Source organism: Neohoeflea coraliihabitans (assembly GCF_019334345.1).
Classification (GTDB): Bacteria; Pseudomonadota; Alphaproteobacteria; order Rhizobiales; family Rhizobiaceae; genus Pseudohoeflea; species Pseudohoeflea coraliihabitans.
The window spans coordinates 1-606 of record NZ_JAHWQX010000015.1 but is presented as its reverse complement, the minus strand read 5'-3'; the positions used below and the strand labels follow the sequence as shown (position 1 = coordinate 606).

At 66.3% G+C, this 606-nt stretch carries 1 protein-coding gene; it reads left to right on the top strand.

The genetic code is table 11. The features are described from left to right. Positions 1-510 (top strand): LamB/YcsF family protein (locus KY465_RS18555; RefSeq protein WP_219203616.1); only part of this gene is annotated, 510 nt, incomplete at its 5' end. Positions 511-606: the final 96 nt, after the last annotated feature.

The window sequence follows — 606 nt, the reverse complement described above, 5'->3', positions numbered from 1 at the left end:
CGCGAGATGAAGATCGAGCGCGACGAGATGGCCAACATCATTTTGTACCAGACCGGGGCTCTGAAGGGGTTTCTCGATGCCGCCGGTCTGCCGCTCAGCCATCTCAAGCCGCACGGGGCGCTGTATGGCATGGCGGCGCGCCAGGAGCACATTGCGCATGCGGTGGCGGATGTGGCGGAGATCTATAAGGTGCCGGTGATGGGGCTGGCGGGCACCTTGCACGAGGAGATCTACACGGCGCGCGGTGTCGGCTTTCTCGCGGAGTTCTTCGCCGATCTCGATTATGACGCCGATGGCGGCCTGATCATCACGCGCAGCCATGCCGCGGTCGATGCCGAGCGCGCCGCCGCGCGCACGCTCAAGGCGGTGCGTGAGGGCGAGATTGACAGCGTTGACGGCACGCCGGTCAAGGTGCGCGCTCAGACGGTCTGCTTTCACTCGGACACGCCGAATGCGCTGGCGGTGGCCAGGGCGCTGCATGCGGCGCTCGGCAAGGTGCAGGCGGCCTAGGGAAGGGCCCGGTTCGGACGGGGCGGGGCGGGGCGAAGGTTTGAGGTTTGGGCTTGAGGCCCGGTTTAATATTGGGCTTGAGGCCCGGGTGAACAG